Annotated in this window: 20 protein-coding genes; 8 read left to right on the top strand and 12 right to left on the bottom strand. The window is 61.4% G+C overall.

Annotated elements, in window-relative coordinates; all coding sequences use genetic code 11:
- Positions 1-264: 264 nt before the first annotated feature.
- From AC0L2A_RS16160 to AC0L2A_RS16130, 7 genes are all read right to left on the bottom strand, one after another.
- Complete coding sequence (locus AC0L2A_RS16160; protein ID WP_023797999.1) at positions 265-612, bottom strand: hypothetical protein; 348 nt, start codon at positions 610-612, stop codon at positions 265-267.
- A gap of 141 nt (positions 613-753) precedes the next feature.
- Positions 754-1,872, bottom strand: a complete 1,119-nt coding sequence (locus AC0L2A_RS16155; protein WP_473609597.1) for an ABC transporter substrate-binding protein — start codon at positions 1,870-1,872, stop codon at positions 754-756.
- A 45-nt stretch (positions 1,873-1,917) separates the two neighbouring features.
- Complete coding sequence (locus AC0L2A_RS16150) at positions 1,918-2,970, bottom strand: ABC transporter permease (RefSeq protein ID WP_128168922.1); 1,053 nt, start codon at positions 2,968-2,970, stop codon at positions 1,918-1,920.
- An 18-nt stretch (positions 2,971-2,988) separates the two neighbouring features.
- The gene (locus tag AC0L2A_RS16145; protein ID WP_473609596.1) at positions 2,989-4,485 is read right to left on the bottom strand and encodes a sugar ABC transporter ATP-binding protein; all 1,497 of its coding nucleotides are present in this window, start codon (positions 4,483-4,485) and stop codon (positions 2,989-2,991) included.
- Between the two features lie 81 nt (positions 4,486-4,566).
- Positions 4,567-5,457, bottom strand: a complete 891-nt coding sequence (locus AC0L2A_RS16140; RefSeq protein ID WP_473609594.1) for an NAD(P)-dependent oxidoreductase — start codon at positions 5,455-5,457, stop codon at positions 4,567-4,569.
- 3 nt (positions 5,458-5,460) lie between these two features.
- Positions 5,461-6,027, bottom strand: a complete 567-nt coding sequence (locus AC0L2A_RS16135) for a gluconokinase (protein WP_473609593.1) — start codon at positions 6,025-6,027, stop codon at positions 5,461-5,463.
- Positions 5,996-6,760: an SDR family oxidoreductase gene (locus AC0L2A_RS16130; RefSeq protein WP_473609592.1), complete on the bottom strand. Its 765-nt coding sequence runs from the start codon at positions 6,758-6,760 to the stop codon at positions 5,996-5,998. The genes AC0L2A_RS16135 and AC0L2A_RS16130 overlap by 32 nt, the downstream gene beginning before the upstream one ends.
- Positions 6,761-6,906: 146 nt before the next feature.
- Here AC0L2A_RS16130 and AC0L2A_RS16125 point away from each other — a divergent pair, with 146 nt between their 5' ends.
- On the top strand, positions 6,907-7,827 hold the full coding sequence (locus tag AC0L2A_RS16125; protein ID WP_473609621.1) for a 2-hydroxyacid dehydrogenase: 921 nt from the start codon (positions 6,907-6,909) through the stop codon (positions 7,825-7,827).
- Positions 7,828-7,838: 11 nt separating this feature from the next.
- Positions 7,839-8,870 carry an L-idonate 5-dehydrogenase gene (locus AC0L2A_RS16120; protein WP_473609590.1) on the top strand — a complete coding sequence of 344 codons (1,032 nt, stop codon included), beginning with the start codon at positions 7,839-7,841 and terminating at the stop codon, positions 8,868-8,870.
- Between the two features lie 9 nt (positions 8,871-8,879).
- Here the strand turns inward: AC0L2A_RS16120 and AC0L2A_RS16115 are convergent, their stop codons facing one another.
- Entirely contained in the window at positions 8,880-9,077 is a 198-nt protein-coding gene (locus AC0L2A_RS16115) for a hypothetical protein (RefSeq protein WP_473609589.1), read from the bottom strand.
- Between the two features lie 32 nt (positions 9,078-9,109).
- The gene (locus tag AC0L2A_RS16110) at positions 9,110-10,102 is read right to left on the bottom strand and encodes a LacI family DNA-binding transcriptional regulator (RefSeq protein ID WP_473609620.1); all 993 of its coding nucleotides are present in this window, start codon (positions 10,100-10,102) and stop codon (positions 9,110-9,112) included.
- A gap of 274 nt (positions 10,103-10,376) precedes the next feature.
- Between AC0L2A_RS16110 and AC0L2A_RS16105 the strand changes: the two genes are divergently transcribed.
- The 5 genes from AC0L2A_RS16105 to AC0L2A_RS16085 all read left to right on the top strand — a co-directional run bounded on the left by AC0L2A_RS16105 (position 10,377) and on the right by AC0L2A_RS16085 (position 14,709).
- The gene (locus AC0L2A_RS16105) at positions 10,377-11,303 is read left to right on the top strand and encodes an SMP-30/gluconolactonase/LRE family protein (protein WP_473609588.1); all 927 of its coding nucleotides are present in this window, start codon (positions 10,377-10,379) and stop codon (positions 11,301-11,303) included.
- A gap of 456 nt (positions 11,304-11,759) precedes the next feature.
- Positions 11,760-12,566, top strand: a complete 807-nt coding sequence (locus tag AC0L2A_RS16100) for a transporter substrate-binding domain-containing protein (RefSeq protein WP_473491014.1) — start codon at positions 11,760-11,762, stop codon at positions 12,564-12,566.
- Between the two features lie 70 nt (positions 12,567-12,636).
- Positions 12,637-13,341: an amino acid ABC transporter permease gene (locus AC0L2A_RS16095; RefSeq protein ID WP_473609586.1), complete on the top strand. Its 705-nt coding sequence runs from the start codon at positions 12,637-12,639 to the stop codon at positions 13,339-13,341.
- On the top strand, positions 13,338-13,997 hold the full coding sequence (locus AC0L2A_RS16090; RefSeq protein ID WP_473524982.1) for an amino acid ABC transporter permease: 660 nt from the start codon (positions 13,338-13,340) through the stop codon (positions 13,995-13,997). Before AC0L2A_RS16095 ends, AC0L2A_RS16090 begins: the two co-directional genes overlap by 4 nt.
- Positions 13,978-14,709 carry an amino acid ABC transporter ATP-binding protein gene (locus AC0L2A_RS16085; protein WP_473609585.1) on the top strand — a complete coding sequence of 244 codons (732 nt, stop codon included), beginning with the start codon at positions 13,978-13,980 and terminating at the stop codon, positions 14,707-14,709. The genes AC0L2A_RS16090 and AC0L2A_RS16085 overlap by 20 nt, the downstream gene beginning before the upstream one ends.
- 9 nt (positions 14,710-14,718) lie before the next feature.
- Here the strand turns inward: AC0L2A_RS16085 and AC0L2A_RS16080 are convergent, their stop codons facing one another.
- The 3 genes from AC0L2A_RS16080 to AC0L2A_RS16070 are packed head-to-tail and all read right to left on the bottom strand — an operon-like array spanning position 14,719 to position 17,276.
- Positions 14,719-15,789 carry an adenylate/guanylate cyclase domain-containing protein gene (locus tag AC0L2A_RS16080; RefSeq protein ID WP_473609584.1) on the bottom strand — a complete coding sequence of 357 codons (1,071 nt, stop codon included), beginning with the start codon at positions 15,787-15,789 and terminating at the stop codon, positions 14,719-14,721.
- Between the two features lie 3 nt (positions 15,790-15,792).
- Positions 15,793-16,266, bottom strand: coding sequence for a Rab family GTPase (locus tag AC0L2A_RS16075; protein ID WP_473609618.1), 474 nt, complete (start codon positions 16,264-16,266; stop codon positions 15,793-15,795).
- Positions 16,267-16,295: 29 nt separating this feature from the next.
- Positions 16,296-17,276: an OmpA family protein gene (locus AC0L2A_RS16070; protein WP_473609583.1), complete on the bottom strand. Its 981-nt coding sequence runs from the start codon at positions 17,274-17,276 to the stop codon at positions 16,296-16,298.
- Positions 17,277-17,315: 39 nt separating this feature from the next.
- Between AC0L2A_RS16070 and AC0L2A_RS16065 the strand changes: the two genes are divergently transcribed.
- On the top strand, positions 17,316-17,609 hold a 294-nt coding region (locus AC0L2A_RS16065), incomplete at its 3' end, for a hypothetical protein (RefSeq protein ID WP_473609582.1).

Genomic DNA, 17,609 nt, shown 5'->3' with positions numbered 1-17,609 from the left:
ACGTCAGCTATGTCACCAATCCCTGTGCGGCCTGCTCGAGCGCAACATCTGGAGGATGGCGCGTGCGGATACCGAAGTATCTTCATCGCGCTGACGCGTGCCGATGCAGCGCCGGACAGGATCGCCGATTTAGATCTGGTCCGCGGTGGTGTGCGGCTGTCTCACCAGCTCGGCTTGCCACGTCGACAAAAGGCAAACCGCTGTGGAAAACCGAGCGGAAGATGGCGTCCCATGACGCCAAGCCGATCTCTGCTTACCGCCCGCTCATTCTTCAGGTGCACGTGTCGGCACGTATTCGCTCGCGTCGAACACGTGGTGGTGAACGCGTCCGGTGAACATCTTCAGCAGCTCTCCGGTAACTTGGCGGCTTTCGGACCGGATGGGGGACTGAAGCGCCAATTCGCAGGCCGCCATATCCGGATAGCGGATGGCCAGCGCCATTGCGTAGGCCGGGGCGCCTTCGTCGCGGATAGTTCCGTCGAGGATGCGGATTTCCTCGGCTCCGGGAAACTGCGTCCAGAGCGGGACAAGCCGGTCTTTCACGAACTGGCGGAACTCAGCCTCCCTGCCGCTATGGATTTCGCCTTCGAAGAGCGCGTATCGGATGATCATGGTTTCTCCGGTGTTTCGGCCTGCAACATTTCCCGGTGCGGCCGCGAGGCCGCGCGACCGCCGGATCGGTTGAGGTGGGCTGCTGTGGCCGGGTGAGTCGTAGCGCGCGCATCTTCCCGATGCGCCCGCTACGGCCTGCGCCTACATCTTGCTCCACATTTTCTTGTATTCGTCGCGATAGCCATTGTCGGGGTCGAAGCTGTTCTTCGGCCCGCCGTCGAATTCGACGTTGTCCGCTGTCACGACATGGAGCGGCGAAAGGTAGCCGGACCATTTTACACCGGCGATCGCGCGGTTCAGCTCGTCGACCAGTTGCCAGCCCTGCAGGTTGAGCGGTTCGGCCACCGTCACCTTCTGGAACTGGCCGGCGCGGATGCGTTGATAGGCCGATTCCGAGCCGTCGCCGGCGGCGACATTGATCGGCGCGTCGGTACCCGTCTTGCCGGCTGCCGCGAGCGAGGGGCCCATGAAGTCGAAATAGAGATCGTTGATGGCCAGCGAATGCGTCCAGCTGTCGCCGTACTTCTGCAGCAGTGAGGTGGTCAGCTGCGGCATGCGCTGCGACGTTTCGGCGATCGGCGTGTCGACATATTCGAGCACGGTCCCGCCGAGCTTCTCGATTTCTTCCTTCATCCGATCGGCCTTGGCGATGGCTATCGCATAGGTGGAATCGGTGAAGATCACGACTCCGGGTTTTCCTTTGGCGTCTGCGTAGGCCCAGTTCGCGGCCGCGGCTGAAACCTGCATGGCGTCGGTGGAGACATTGGCAAAGAGCCCGATCTTGTCGTCCGGGCCGATCGTCGGCCCGGCATGCCAGGCGACCATCGGAATGCCCGCGGCCTTGGCCTGCTCGATCGCCGGTGCCTGTTCGACCGCGTCGAAGCCGTTGATGATGATGCCGCTTGGCTGCAGCGCCATGGCCTGGCCGAAGGCGGCGGTGCGGCCTCCGATCGATCCGGCGCCGTCGATTACCTTGACCTCCCAGCCGATCGCCTCGGCCGCTTCCTCGACGCCGGTCGTCACCCCAAGGATGCCGCCATTCTTCAGGTCGCCGGCAAGAACGACGATTGTCTTGCCTTCCTGGGCCCTCGGGCCGGAGGTCGGGCCATCCCAGGCCGTAACTTTCTGGGCGTGTTTTTCGACGATCGCCATGGCGTCGGCCATCGCATCGGCCCGCGCCTGGTCGGCAAATATTGCCGGGGCCACGATGGCGGCCGACAGCATTGCCACCGATGATTTCAAGAAGTTCCTGCGCTGCATAACCCTACTCCCTGCTCTTAAGATCCTGATCGACTGTCTGGACTATTAGCTTCCGGACGGATTTGGCTTTCGCGGCAGTTTTGCCGCGGCGCCCCGTTTGCGCTGCGCGTATCCGGCAATGCCGATCGCGACGAGAAGCGTCACGCCGTTGAATAGAGGCTCAACGAAGAAGGAGCCGCCGAATTGCTGGATTCCGGAAATTCCGACGGCGAGGATGGCGACGCCAATCATCGTGCCCCAGACATTGACCCGGCCGGGTTTGATGGTGGTCGAGCCGAGGAACGCACCGACAAGCGCCGGCAGCAGATATTCAAGGCCGACGCTCGCCTGGCCGATGCGCAGTTTGGAAGCGAGCAGAACGCCCGTCAGTGCGGTGAGAAACCCCGATGAGACGAAAGCCCCGATGACGAAGCGCCGGACGGGAATGCCGTTGAGGGCAGCCGCCTTGGGATTGGCGCCGATCGCATAGACGTAGCGGCCGATCGGCAAATATTCCAGCACGATCCACAACGTGACGGCGATCGCCAGCACATAGAAGCCGGTGATCGGCAGGCCGAACAGCATGGTGCCGTTGAGCGCATAGAACCCGTCGGGCAGGACACCGACCACCTGCCGCCCGCCGGTGTGCCAAAGGGCAAGCGCATAGAGCACGGTTCCCGTGCCGAGCGTGGCGATGAAGGAATCGATCCGGGCGACTTCCACGAGGAGCCCGTTCAGGAAGCCCGTACCGGCGCCGAGAAACAGGACGATCATCACGGCGAGGGGCCAGGGGATACCCAGCATGGTCTGCAGGCTGATGGCGAGGATGTGCCACAATACTATTCCGTAGCCGACGGTCAGGTCGATGCGGCCCGAAGCCATCGGGATCATGGCGGCCAGCGACAGCAGTGCGATGATCGCCTTGTCGGAAACGATCGAGCGCAAATTGAGCAGTGTCGGGAACGTTTTCGGCAGCAGGATTGAGAACAGCACGATCAGCATGAGTGTGAGGATGACGAGCCCGTAGACTGGGACGAGCCTGATGAGCTTCTGCCGCGCCGGCAGGCCGGTCATTTCGCCCCGTGTCGGCTCGAGAGCGGTGGATTCGATGGATTGCATGGTCTTGCTCCGGGTCGGTCAGGCGGCTTCGGATGCCGATGCGGCGGTGATTACGGCGGATGTCGTGAGTTCATCGCCGGCGAGTTCGCGAACGATCTGCCCGCGGGAAAAGACCAGCGCCCTGTGGCAGATATGGGCGATCTCCTCGAAGTCGGTCGAAACAACGACGACGCCCAATCCGGCTTCGAGCGCCCGCCTGATCAGCCGGTAAATCTCGGCCTTCGCGCCGACATCGACGCCGGCGGTTGGGTCTTCGGCGATGAGCAGCTTGCGGCCGGTATGAAGCCAACGGCCGACGACGACCTTCTGCTGGTTGCCGCCGGACAGCGCCTCGATCGGCAGGTCCGGATCGTTGGGCCTGAGGCCGACCGTGTCGCCGATCGCCCGAGCAAGTGCCGCCTCCTTGTGGCCTGCGAGAAAGGAAAACAGGCTGCGCCTGGCCGCGCCCGGATTGATAAAAATGTTTTCGCGGATTGAGAGTGCAGCCGCGATCGACTCCTCGGTGCGATCGCGGGCGATGAGACCGACTCCGGCTTGCATCGCCGCAATGGGACTGGAGAGATCAGGCGTTTTGCCGTCGATGGAAATCTCGCCCGCAAAAGTTGTGCAGCCGAAGAGCGTCCGCCCGATGAGTTCCTGCCCGGCGCCGCGCAGCCCGACAAGGCCGAGCATTTCACCTCGGCGGACGTCGAAGGAAACCGGCCCGGCTCCCGCGCAAACCAGGTCGCGCACCGCACAGATCGTCGAGCCCGCCTTGGTGGCCGCCTTGGCAAAGATCTGGCTCGCCGGTCGCCCGACGATCATTTCCACCAGTTCGTCCGGCTTTGTGTCGGCTACCTTCTTCTGGCCGACCAGCTTCCCGTCCCGCAGCACGGCTACCCTGTCTGCGATGCGGAAAATCTCGTCGAGTCGGTGCGAAACATAGATCATGCCGACGCCGCGCTGCTTCAGGGGACGAAGCGCGTCGAACAATCGGTCGACCTCGTCGGCGGGAAGGCTCGCCGTCGGCTCGTCGAGCACGAGCACATCGGCTTCGGTTGCCAGCGCTCGGGCGATCGCGACGAGCGACTTTTCCGTCCGGGTGAGGTCCTGGACCCGCGTCGTCGGATCGAAATCGCAGCCGACGAGGCTGAGCGCGGCCTGGGCCCGCTCTTCCGTCGTGCGCCAGTCGATAAGGCCCGAGCGGAGCGAAAACCCCTGAGCGAGCCCGACATTCTCGCCGACGGACATCCATTCGATCAGGCCGAGGTCCTGGTGGATGAAGGCGACCTGCTGGCGCTGGTTGGGACGCGGGGGCCGATGCTGATACGGCTCGCCGCGAAACAGGATGCGTCCGCCATCCGGCCGGTGGATGCCGGCGAGCGTCTTGATGAGCGTCGATTTGCCGGCGCCGTTCTCTCCCAGCAGGGCGAGAATTTCGCCCTCATGCAGATCAAGCGATACGTCGGAAAGCGCGCGCGTGCCGCCGAACTCCTTGGTAATCGACTGAAACTCGACCAGCTTGTTCCCGAACACGCACGCTCCTCCCAAAGCTATTAAGCATATGTTATCGATAACATACCCGGATAGTCAAGCGCCGCCCGCGTAAATCATGCGTCAGTCCTGGCGCATGCCATCGAGCAGGCGCATCATTTCGGCGGAATCGCGGGCTCCGAGACCGGCCGCGCAAAGCAGGCGATGAATTTCGACGACCTGCCCAGTCATCGGCAGCGGAGTCTTCGTCTTCAGCGCGAACGCCTGGAGGGAATCGAGATCCTTCAGCATGTTGTCGATCCGGCCGGTCGGCGAAAAATCGCGCGCGGCGAATTTCTTCATGAACTCCTGCATGATGTTGGAATCGGCGCGACCGCCGGCGAGCGCTGCGGGAATTAGTGCTGCATCGACGCCTCCGGCTTCGGCCAGTTTCACGGCTTCCGCGACCGCCTGGAACAGCACGGCGCAAAAGAGTTGGTTGATCAGCTTGGTCGTCTGGCCGGCGCCGCTCGGGCCCATCAGCGTGTAGTTCGCGCAAAGATGCTGCATGACGGTTCGGGCGCGCTCGAAATCGGCCTTGTCGCCGCCGGCCATAACCGTCAGGCGGCCCGCAAGCGCGCCGGGTGCGCCGCCCGAAAGCGGACAGTCCACCCACTTCATGCCGGTTTCGTCAGCAAGTTTTTTCGACAATTGCGCGGTATCGACCGGATCGATGGACGACATATCGATGAGGATCTTCCCGGGTCCGGCTGCTTCAGCGACGCCCTCGGCGCCGAAGACCGCGGCACGCACTATGTTGGCGTGGTTGAGGCTGAGGATGACAAAATCGCTTGCCTGCGTCGCGGCGGCAGCGGAGGCGGCGGATACTGCGCCTTTACCGGCAAGAGCGGATACCTTGGCGCTGTCGAGATCGAACACCGTCACCGCCTGCCGCTCCTCGAGAAGCCGGGACGCGATCGCCGAGCCCATGATGCCGGCGCCGATGACGGCGATTTTTGCTGGGACTTGCGACATATCTCACGTTCCCTTCATTTGCTGAACCTGCACCCCGATCCCCGTCTCCGCCAGCAGTGCACAAGCGGCGTCTGTGATCGCGTCCACCGTCGCGGCGATGTTGACCGTGACCACGCCCTGCTCGGCCGTGGGATCTTCCAGCGTCGCGAATTGGCTGTCCAGCAGCGAGGGTGGCATGAAGTGGCCGCGCCGCTCGCCGATCCGTTGCCGCAGCAATTGGTGCGATCCTTCCAGGAACACGAAGACCAGATCGCCTCCGGCCGCCTGGCGAAGGCGATCCCGATAAGCTTTCTTGAGTGCCGAGCAGGTGACGACAAGGCCATCGCCTTGCGCCGTACGCAGCGCCCTGCCGACAAGGTCCAGCCAAGGCCAGCGATCGGCGTCGTCAAGCGGAACGCCGGCCGACATCTTCTCGACGTTCTGGATGGGATGCAGCGCGTCGCCCTCGACAAATCCGATGCCCAGGCGCGCGGCGATGCCCTCGCCAATGCTGGTTTTGCCGCAGCCGCTGACGCCCATCACCACGATGAGGGCCGGCTCAGAGGCAGGTCGTGATGCCGCCATCGACATAAAGCGTATGACCGTTGACGAATGACGAAGCCGGGCCGGCGAGGAAGACCGCCGCGCCAACCAGTTCGTCGACATTGCCCCACCTTCCCGCCGGCGTGCGGTTGGCCAACCAGGCCGAGAACTCCGGATTTTCGACCAGAGCCTGATTGAGCGGGGTCTTGAAATAGCCGGGCGCGATCGCGTTGATCTGCAGGCCATGTTTGGCCCAGTCCGCGCACATGCCGCGCGTCAGATTGCGCACGGCGCCCTTGGTGGCGGTATACGGCGCGATGTTGGTCCGGGCCAATTCGCTCTGCACAGAGGCGATGTTTATGATCTTGCCTTTCTGGCGTGGGATCATGTGCCGGGCCACCGCCTGACCGACATAAAAGACGCTCGAAATGTTGGTGCGCAGGAGTTCATCCCATTTGTCGACCGGAAAATCCTCGAGCGGCGCGCGATACTGCATGCCAGCATTGTTCACGAGAATATCGATCGGCCCAAGATTGGCTTCGATGTCGGCGACGCCTTTTGCGGCAGCCTCTGCTGAGGTGACGTCGAACACCGCGCCATCGGCTTTGAAGCCCTTCGCGGCGAGCATTCCAGCCGCCTCCGCGACTTTGTCGGCGTTGCGGCCGTTGAGTACGATTGTCGCGCCATGACGCGCCAGACCCTCGGCCAGCGCCAGGCCTATGCCTTGGCTCGATCCGGTAACCAGGGCTCGAAGCCCAGTCAAATCGAAGAGCGAACTCACTCCAACCTCCCTGCAAGGCAAAACGATTCCAGGCGAACCGATTTTCTTGCTCCGCCTTTCTACCCTATTGACATGGATGTTATCGATAACATAGTCAATAGAAAAGGTGAAAATTCGGAGGAGACCAGCCGGTGACCGACATCCTGATGATAGGCCCTTACCCCGCCTGGGACATGGAAGACCTGGAAGCAAAATACCGGATGCATAAGCTCTGGGAGGCGACGGACACGGACGCGCTGCTCGCCGGAAAGGCCGACGCCATCCGCGCCATCGCAACCCGCGGCGAACTGGGCGCGAGCGCCGCGCTCATGGCAAGGCTGCCCAAGCTGGAGATCGTCTCCTGCTACGGAGTGGGCACCGACGCGATAGACCTCGGCCACGCCAGGGCGAACGGGATCCGGGTCACCAACACGCCGGATGTGCTTACCGAAGACGTCGCCGACATCGGCATCGCTCTTCTGCTATCGGTGGCGCGTAATATCCCTCAGGCGGATGCCTATGTGCGGAACGGAAGCTGGACCAAGGGCAATATGCAACTCGTTACCCGCGTCTGCGGCAAAAAGCTCGGCATTGTCGGCATGGGCCGGGTCGGCGCCGCGGTGGCAAAGCGCGCGGCCGCCTTCGATTGTGCCATCTCGTACTACGACATCAACAGGCGCGGCGACCTACCTTACACCTATGTCGGCGACCTCGTGGACTTGGCGCGCGACAGCGAATTTTTGATCGTAACACTCGCCGGAGGCGAAAGCACAAAAGACATCATCAACGCCTCCGTCCTTGAAGCGCTCGGTCCTGACGGCATTCTCGTCAACATCTCGCGTGGCAGCACGGTCGACGAAACGGCGCTGCTCGCAGCCCTGGAATCGAAAACGATCAAGGGAGCGGGGCTTGACGTCTTCTGGAACGAGCCGGCGATCGACGAGCGCTTTCTGAAGCTCGGCAATGTCGTGCTGCAGCCGCACCACGCCAGCGGCACGGTCGAAACAAGAAAGGCGATGGGCAAGCTCGTGCGCGACAATCTCGCCGCCCATTTCAGCGGGCAGGCCCTGCTGACGCCGGTCGTTTAGGAGGAGCGTCCATGAAGTCGCTCGTCATTCATGCCGCAAGGGATCTGCGGATCGAAGAAACCGACCCCGGCGCGCTCGAACCCGGACAGGTCGAGATCGCCATTGAGGCCGGCGGCATCTGCGGCTCCGACCTGCATTACTACAACCACGGCGGCTTCGGCGCGATCCGGCTGCGCGAGCCGATGATCCTCGGCCACGAAGTCGCTGGCACGATCAGGGCGGTCGGGGAGGGGGTTTCCTGCCTCGAGACAGGCGATCGGGTTGCGGTCTCGCCAAGCCGGCCGTGCAATGCCTGCCGCTATTGCCTTAAGGGCCAGCAGAACCAATGCCTCAACATGCGCTTTTACGGCAGCGCCATGCCGATGCCGCATATCCAGGGAGCATTCCGCCAACGGCTGGTCGCCGACGCCTCGCAGTGCCACCGGATAGCAGACCACGTCTCGATCAACGAGGCGGCCTTCGCCGAGCCGTTCGCGGTTACGCTGCACGCCGTCAACCGGGCGGGTTCGCTGTTGGGCAAGCGGGTTCTCGTCACGGGCTGCGGGCCGATCGGGGCGCTTTGCATCATCGCCGCCCGCGCGCACGGGGCACGGGAAATCGTCGCAACCGATGTGATGGCCGGCGTTTTGAAAACAGCCACGGAAATCGGCGCCGATCGCACGATCAACGTCGCGACCGACGCCGACAAGCTGGCGGCCTACAACGCCGACAAGGGATATTTCGACGTGATGTTTGAGGCGTCGGGCAACGAGCGCGCTGTTCGCGCCGGTCTTGAGGTTCTAAGGCCGCGCGGCGTGCTGATGCAGCTCGGGCTCGGCGGCGACCTGGCGATCCCGCAAAATCTCGTCGTCGCGAAGGAAATCGAGATGCGCGGCACGTTCCGCTTCCACGACGAGTTCGCGCTCGCCGTCGACCTGATCAACCGCCGCCGGGTGGATGTGAAACCGCTGCTTACAAGGATCTATCCGCTCAAGGAAGCCGTCGCAGCCTTCGAGATCGCCGGCGACCGCAACAAGTCGATGAAGGTCCAGATCGCCTTCTGAAGGGCTGCGCTACCGGAGCGAGCCGCTCACAGCATAGCGGCGCCGATCGCTGCCAGGGCGGCGCGCGACGTCGATGTCCTGCTCGCCGCTTGCCGATCCAACGCCAATCGCGCCCGCACCCATTGCGCTTGCTGGCGCCATGCCTGCGCTCAGCGCCTTCATTGCGCCGTCATGGCTCAGACTTACGGTTTCGCGGAACATCGCCATGGTGCGGCCTCTATCGCCGGAATGGTTGAGTGTTAGGCGCTTTCCCGCTCCACCACCTTGTAGCTGGTCAAGATAATTTCCTGGGACAAGCCGTTGTCCTCGCCCTTGATCGACTGGATCAGCTTGCGTGCTGCCTGTTTGCCGATGCCGTAGCAGTCCACGTTCACCGTCGTGAGTGTCGGATGGCAGTAAGCTGCAATCTCGAAATCGCCGAAGCCGGCGATCGCGATGTCCTGCGGAACCCGGATGCCCCGGCGCTTGCACTCCATCACCGCACCAAACGCCGACAAATCCGAGACGCACAGCGCGACCTCGGTATCCGGCCAGCGCTCCAGCATGCCGACGACCGCCTGTCCGCCCTGCTCGATCGAAATTGGAGGCACGCCGAATGAAACCAGGCGGCCGGGCGGCAGGCCGAGTTCCTCGATCGCCTTGACGAAGCCGGCCCGCCGCTGGCTGCCGCGCGTATCCCGTGACGTCGTACCGCCGATATAGCCGAATTTCCGGTAGCCTTTTTTCGCCAATGTCCTGACGAGCAGCGCCATCGCCTCCTCGTTTGAGAAGCCGACGACCTGATCGATCGGCTTTGGCGGCAATTCCCACGTTTCAACCACCGGAATGCCCGCGCTTTCCAACATGCGCCGCGTCAGATCGGTATGTGTGCCGCCAGTCAGGATAATGCCCTCCGGACGGCGGCGAAGCATCGCCTCGATCAGCCTTTCTTCCTTTTCCGCCGTGTAGTCGGTGTAGCCAAGCAGAAGCTGAAGACCCGTATTCTCCAGTTCGTCGGTGATGCCGCGGGCGGTGTCGGCAAAATTCGAATTGTTGATCGAGGGAATGATCGCGGCCACAAACCCGGTCTTGCGTGATGACAGGCTTCCGGCGGACTGGTCGAGCACATAACCAAGCTCGTTTACCGCCGTCAGGATCCGTTCACGCGTTGCATCCGAGACGCGGCCGTCCTTCTTGAGTGCTCGCGAAACCGTCATCGCCGAGACGCCGGCCCGGCGGGCCACGTCAAGCATCGTCGGCACCTGGTTCTCGGGAGATTTGGCGTTCAGTTCCTTGGGCATCATGGCGCTCCGCAAGCCGGTTGCGGGACGCACGCCAACGACGGAGCGTGCCATGGATTCATCGCGCGCCTGTCCTCATGCATGCCCCCTTGGAAATCAGGCTACGACATGTATGTTATCGCTATCATACCGCGCTGGCAACAGCCGTCGCGCCGCCGCCGCACGAGATCGATGCACGCCGGTCAAGTGCCCGTTGCCGCTCCAGTAACCAGGAGAACTTAACCCAGTGTATGGAGAGATTGAGGATACAGGTTTCGAAATGCTCGATCCGCGATTTGCCGCCTGCTTCGTCGGGCACGCGCGCGTCGAGCGGCTTTGGTCGGGCGGGCGCTGGCTGGAGGGCCCTGCATGGTTCGGGCCGGGCCGCTACCTCATCTGGTCCGACATTCCGAACAACCGGATGATGCGCTGGGATGAGACCGACGGCTCGGTCTCGGTGTTCCGCCAGCCTTGCAATAACGGCAACGGAAACACGGTCGACAAACAGGGGCGGCTTGTCACCTGCGAGCACCTGGCGCGACGGGTGACAAGGACGGAGTTCGATGGCGCGATCACGATCGTTGCCGACCGGTTCGAAGGCAGGCGCTTCAACTCGCCGAACGACGTCGTGGTTGCGTCGGACGGCGCGATCTGGTTCACGGATCCGCCCTACGGCATCATGCACGACTATGAGGGCGATTACGGCGAGGAAGAGATCGGCGGCTGCCATGTCTACCGGGTCGATGCGGCGACGGGCGCGGTCAGTCGAGTCGCCGACGACTTCGTCAAGCCCAACGGCCTTGCGTTCTCCCCCGACGAAAAACTGCTCTATGTCGCCGACACGGGCGCTACGCACCTGGAGCGCGGACCCCGTCACATCCGGAAGTTCCGCGTCGGCGACGAAGGAAGGCTGAGCGGCGGCGACGTCTTTGCCGAATGCGCCAGCGGATTTTTCGACGGCTTCCGGATCGACACGAAAGGCCGCGTCTGGACCAGCGCCGGTGATGGGGTTCACTGCTTCGATCCGGACGGAACGCTAATCGGCAAGATCCGTATTCCCGAGACCGTCGCGAACGTCACTTTCGGCGGAACTCGCCGCAATCGACTCTTCATCTGCGCGACGACTTCGCTTTATGCCGTCTATCTTACCGCTAACGGATCCAAACTGGGCTGACACTGCAGCAGAACGGTCAGCCATCTCGGGCGTCTGCGACTGCTCGACAATGTTACAACTCGACCATCGAGGTAGAGCCAAGATCGGGGAGTCGCCGAAGCGAATGTCCCTTAGACGCGCAACCAAGCCGCGAATCTCCTGCATTTCGCGGATTTGGGGCTAACAATCCATGAAACACTCGCTGGGCACTTGACATCATGTTATCGATAACATCAATATAGGGCGGTTGGAGGAGAAATGAGATCGGCACGCTCGCAAATGCGGGGCTAAGGCCCGCGGAGAACGCCTTGTGCAGTCGGTCGCCAAGGGCAGTGTGCAGATCCAATTTTCCAACATCGAAGCTCTAGGAGCAGACACAGCCATCTGTCCGATCGTGTCAATGCCGGTGGATGCACGGACATATTTGATAGGCGCCTCGCAGTCGGCGCCTCGGGATCTTTCACGGAGGAGAACACCATGAAACCACTTGTCAAAATCCGCGCAATATTCGCCGCGATCAGCCTTGCCGTCCCAATGCTAGCGATGGCCAACGCGCCCGCCAGCGCCATCACTCTGGAAGAGATTACGTCACGCGGCAGCGTCCGAATCGGCGTCGTGACCGGCGCGCCTCCGATGGGCATGGTCGATGAAAGCGGCAATCCGACGGGTTACGACGTCGACGTCGCCAACCTCATTGCCGGTTATCTTGGAGTGAAGGCAGAACTCGTTCCGCTGACGCCGCCGTCGCGAATCCCAGCCCTGCAAACCGGCAAGGTCGATTTCCTGGTGGCCACACTGGCGCCTACCGGAGAACGGGCCAAGACCGTCATGTTCACCCAGCCCTACAGTGCCTTCAACATGGTGATCGTGTCTGGCCCAGATCAGAAATTCGCCCAGCTATCAGAGCTCGAAGGCAAACGCGTTGGCGTCAATCGGGGCTCGTCGCAGGAAGCCGCATTGCGGCGGGTCGCCGTGCCGGGGCTCGAGATCGTCGTGTTCGAGGACGATTCGACAACCGCTCAGGCGCTCTTCGCCGGCCAGGTCGATGCGACCGCGCTCCCCTCTACGGTTGCCAACGCCATCATTCAGCAGCGGCCGGACGCCGGTCTGCAGGTCGGCTTCACCTTTTTCCGGCAAGGCAACTCCATGGCTACCACGCTCCAGGATTTCGAGGTGCACCAGTGGCTCAACACCGCGATCTATCTGATGAAGAATTCCGGCGAACTTGACGCCATCGCGACGAAGTGGACGGGCACCGCGATGCCGCAACTGCCTTTGTTCTGATCTCACGAAAGGTTGCCGGACGATCTGCGTCCGGCAAATTCGTTGGTGACGTTCCGATCGAGGACCAAGAATGTCTTACACATTCCAGTTCGGCGCTATCGCGCAATACACCGACGAGATTGTCGCCGGGATATGGCTGACGATCATGTTGTCCGCCGCCTCCATCGTGATGGGAAGTTCGTTCGGCATCGTTCTCGCGTCGCTGCGTTCGATGCACGGCCGGGCAGTGCGGCTCATGGTCGATGCGTATGTCGAGATCATCCGCAACACGCCATTCCTGGTTCAGCTTTTCATCATCTATTTCGGACTACCCGGCGTTGGTCTGCGGGTTAGTGCAACGACGGCGGCGCTGATCGGCATGACGATAAACCTCGCCGCCTATTCGACCGAAATTATCCGAGCCGGCATAGAAGCCGTCCACAAGTCGCAGATCGAGGCGGGCGAAGCCCTCGGGTTCACATCCTTTCAAATCTATCGCCATGTCATCATCATGCCGGCAATTGCCAAGGTCTATCCGGCGCTGTGCAGCCAGTTCGTCCTGATGATGCTTGCTTCAAGCATCTGCTCGGCGATTTCGACCAAGGAACTCGCCGCTTCCGCAGCCTTTGTCGAATCGCAAAGTTTTCGTTCGTTCGAAGTCTATATCGTCGTGACGCTGATCTATCTGGCTCTCGCCCTGGCGTTGCGCGCGATACTGGCGCTCGTCGGCTGGGGCCTGTTCGGGCGCCGTGTGGCGCGCAAGGCGACGGCCTCCCTTGCGGAGGTGCAGGCATGACGCTCCGGACTTTCGGCTTCAGCGAATTCGGTTTCCTTGTCTCGGCGCTGCAGTGGACGATCCTTTTGACCGTCATTGCGCTTTCGGGTGGCGGCTTTATCGGCTTCATCATTGCACTCGCGCGGACCTCGACACGCAAGGCCGTGCGGGTTGCCGCCGCCACCTACATCCAGGTCATCCAGGGCATTCCCGTGCTGATGATCCTGTTTCTTTCGTATTACGGCCTCAGCCTCGCCGGCTTTCAAATGCCGCCCCTGGTCGCAGCCGGCGTTTCGATGACGATCTATGCCTCGGGCTACCTTGCGGAGATCTGGCGCGGCTCCATTCAGGCCGTGGCCAAGCAGCAATGGGAGGCGTCGGAATCCTTGGCGATGACGCGAGCCCAGCAATACCGCTACGTCATCCTGCCCCAGGCCCTACGCATCGCGCTCCCTTCCACCGTCGGCTTTGCCGTGCAGGTGGTCAAGAACACGTCGATCACCTCAATCATCGGCTTCGTTGAACTCGCCCGCGCCGGGCAACTCATCAACAACGCGACGTTCCAGCCGTTCCGCGTTTTTCTCGCAGTCGCGGCTCTCTACTTTGTCGTCTGCTATCCATTGTCCCAGCTGTCGCGTCTGCTGGAAAGGAGGCTTCATGCCGGAAGTGCATATTGATAATGTCCACAAGAGCTTCGGAGCTGTCGAAGTCCTCAAGGGCGTCTCGCTGTCCGTCAATCGGGGCGATGTGTTTGCGTTGATCGGCCGCTCCGGCTCCGGAAAAAGCACGCTTCTGCGCTGCATCAACGGATTGGAAAAGATCAATTCCGGCCGCATCGAAGTTGCCGGCCACGCCGTTGGCCGAGACCCGAAAGAGTTGCGCAAGCTGCGCACCGATGTCGGCATCGTCTTCCAAAGCTACAATCTCTTTCCGCACCTGACGGTGGGCGAAAACATCATGCTGGCGCCGCGGATCGTCAAATTGGTGTCGAAAGCTGAAGCCAAAACCACTGCGGAGGAGGTTCTCGGCATGGTTGGCCTGTCGGAGAAGTTCGACGCCTATCCCGACCAGCTTTCCGGCGGCCAGCAGCAGCGCGTGGCGATCGCCCGCTCGCTCGCCATGCGTCCCAAGGTGATGCTGTTCGACGAGGTGACGTCGGCGCTCGATCCGGAACTGACCGAGGAGGTGCTGAACGTGCTGGAAACGCTCGCCCGTAACGGAATGACCATGCTGCTCGTCACCCACGAGATGGGTTTTGCCCGCCGGGTGGCGACCACAACGATTTTCATGCATCACGGAAAGATCTGGGAAGAGGGGCCTTCGGTTGAACTCTTCGGCAGGCCGAAGACCCCGGAACTGCAGCAGTTTATTAAATCGGACGTGAAGTAGCCCGGCAAATCAGGCCGGGAGCCGCCACATTCGCACACGACCTGTACCGCGCAATTCCGTTTCCGCGAGAGGGTCGCAAGCAAAATTTGGTCCAAGAAGTTTGCGAGTTGCATCCGAAATACGGATTTCGTCGGGCTCCGCTGACGTTTGAATACGTGCGGCGAGATTAACGGTCTCGCCCCAAAGGTCATAGGCAAACCGCCTTTTGCCTATGACGCCCGCGACGATTGGCCCTGAGTGAATTCCAATTCTGAGTCTTATCGGTTCTCCTGCGAAGCGTTCGTGCTTAACCGCCTTGCGCAGTTCAAGTGCATAGTGCGCGAGGGCTTCTGCATGATCGGATCGCGCGACGGGCAGGCCAGCGACCACCATCACACAATCGCCTATCGTCTTGATCTTTTCGCAGCCGTCTCGTTCCGAGAGCAGATCCGCCGCCTTGAAGAAGTAGTTCAAAATAGCCAGCGTTACCTCGGCTCCGACGTTCCGCGCTCTTTCCGTAAATCCGACGATGTCGGCAAAAAGCACACTCACGTCAGCATGGTTGTCTGCAATTTGTTCGTCCGCTTTTAACCGCTCCGCGATCGACGCCGGAAGAATGTTGAGGAGCAGGCTTTCGGCGCGCTGGTATTCACGCGACAATCCCTCCTGGCTCTGCCGCAACGCCTCGTTCGTCAGCTGTAATTTTTCGTTGAGTTGACGCTCCCTTTCTTGCAGGAGTGTCATTTCATAAGCCTTTTGTTGAAGCCGCTGCCTGTTGTCGCGTTCGGCAGTTGCGTCAAGAAAGAGCAGCCATACGCAGGCATTGCCAGCAAAAAGATGAAGGTCCGCGACACGCCCGCTGGGCAGTTCGACCATGGCCATATGGTATGGAAGCTCCGGGCAAGGCAGCAAGCCTTCCATGAATGCAAGCTGCTCGGCTACGGGCTTGCCAAGGCAAAGTGATGATAGGCCGTAATGTTCAACATTGCCGCCCTTCTCAGCTATGCAAAGCTGGGCGTCAATTTTCAGATATGCGACAGAGTGCTCGTTGGAGAAGAAATCGTAAATCCAGCTTCTGACTTCTCTTGGCAATCCACGCATGGTCTATTCGGTGACCATCGAAGCAAGCTGGCGGAACGCATCATCAACATGTTCACCCGAAAGCGCACTTGTCAGATAGATTTGCCATCCAAGTTGCCTCAGTTCGTTAATCTCACTATCCGATATTGCCCACCGATCGGCCAGATCGGATTTGTTGAACAGTAATACGAACGGCATGGCGCCGAATTCGGCCTCGGCCCGCTCGCGCAGCGTGAGCGCCACGGCAAGAGTAGCGGCGCGGGTTCCATCGACGACAAGCACGAGCCCGCTCGCACCTCGCACATAGCTGACGCGGAATGAGCCGATATCGTCTTCGCCGGCCAAATCCCACAAAATCAGATCCACGGTTTTATCCGGCAGTACAACACTCTTCTTGTCGATTTTCACTCCCACCGTGGTCAAGTAGGTTTCTGAAAAGATGCTTTGCACAAACCTGCGAACCAGACTCGTCTTTCCGACAGCGAACCCGCCCAACATGCAGATCTTTTTTTGCAATAACCTGGGCCCTAGTGGAAGTTTACCGTAACCGAAACTCTGCGATTGGCGGAGCTCCCGGTTCGGCTATTCTCAGTCTCCGCCGGCTCAAAAGTGCCCGCGCCGCGAACCAAAAGCGATTCCGGAGCAACGCCGCGCTTCTTGAGAAGCGCACGAACTGTCTCGGCGCGGGCGGCGCTGATCGACGCGTTGGCCGTCTCACGGCCCACGGCGTCCGAATGGCCGGTCAACATGAACTGTGCTGTTACGCCTGCCTTGCGGGCGTCCTTGGCCAATTCCTTCAATTGATTCGCCAATTGGTCGAGAACTGGCAGTTGCTCTGGTCCCGGTACAGCCTTGCCAGAATCGAAGAAAATGTCGACCGCTTGAATAGCCTCCCTCAAATGCGTGAGTTCCTGAGGGGTCACCTCGCGCAGCTCGGAAATTTCCAGAGAGAGTCCGTCCGCGGCCAGTTGTTGGGCGGCGACCCGCGCCCGATCTATCCAGGCGGCAGGAGCCTCGCCCACGACAACGATGCGATCCTTGATGATCGAAAATCGTACTGAATCCGGCGGAGTCAGCGACGCCATCAGCCGCTTCACCACGAACTTCGGATCAAGGCTCTGATAGAATTGCCACTGCGAATGAACGCGAGCAGGATCAACCCCTGTTCCGGACAGCAGAGCCTGCGGGTCTGCGGCCTGCGGGTCTCTCAGGCCGGAAATATAGAAATGCCCGCCACTCGCCCTTTGTTGGGCGACGATGATTCCCGGTTGGGCCTCAAGACGCGACACATAAGTCTGCCAGTGCTCCGCCGCGCGTGCTTCGGGGCTCACATCACGAACCTTGGAGAAGTCGAACACCGGTCCGCCTGCCTCAAGCTGTCGGGCCGCTGCGCGTGCCCGATCTATCCAGGTGTCGGGAGCCTCACCCTCGGCAACGATGCGATCCTCGACGATCGAAAGCCGAACCGATTTCGGCGGGGTCAGCGACGCCGTTAGCCGCTTCAGCACGAACTCCGGATCAAGGCTCTGATAGAATTGCCACTGCGAATGAACGCGGGCGGGATCGACCTGCGTTCCGGACAGCAAAGCCTGCGGGTCGGCGGCAAGCGGGTCTCTCAGGCCGGCAATATAGAATTGGCCATCGCGCACCTTTTGTTCGGCAACGATGATGCCCGGCTGGGTTCCCAGTCGCGACACATAGGCCTGCCAGCGCTCCGCCTCGCGTGCTTCGGGGCTCACATCACGGACCCTGGAGATATCGAATACCGGTCCGCCTGCCTCAAGCTGTCGGGCCGCTGCGCGTGCCCGATCTATCCAGGTGTCGGGAGCCTCACCCTCGGC

The sequence above is a fragment of the Mesorhizobium sp. WSM4844 genome (assembly GCF_055811775.1).
The sequence above is the reverse complement of the archived record's forward strand: the minus strand, read 5'-3'. Positions and strand labels throughout refer to the sequence as shown.